1 pseudogene is annotated in these 481 nt (G+C 39.3%); it reads right to left on the minus strand.

The features are described 5' to 3' along the window. Positions 1 to 326, minus strand: a pseudogene (locus ACZGCQ_RS16860) (transglycosylase domain-containing protein); the annotation flags it as partial. Positions 327 to 481 lie beyond the last annotated feature (155 nt).

The following is a 481-nucleotide window of genomic DNA, read 5'->3' on the forward strand; positions in this document are numbered from 1 at the left end:
GGATAAGGGACACTCGGTTTATAGGATCGAGGCGACACACGAGAAATAGCAAAATCTTTCGACAGTACACGATCGCGTATTAACGCCTGAACGATTCGTTGCTGACGTTTTTTTTTGTTTTCAGGAAAGCGTAGCGGTTCATAAAGAGAAGGATTGTTCGGAATTGCTGTCAGAAAACTGATTTCAGACCAACTCAACTCACGTGCCGGCTTATTTAACTATGATTTTCCGGCAAGTTCGATACCATAAATATTATTCGCAAAATAGTCTTGATTGGCATACGCCGTCATCAGTTCTTTTTTTGAATATTTTTGCTCCAACGACACAGCAATTAATAACTCTTTTATTTTCCTAGTCTATGTTTTTCCGTTTGATAGATTCGTAATTCTTGCTAGTTGTTGTGTGATCGTACTGCCACCTTGAGATTTAGAATCAGACTGATTTTATGTAAGCGCGCGTAAGATTCCTGTGATGTCATGTC

This window comes from Exiguobacterium sp. HSB13 (genome assembly GCF_056764755.1).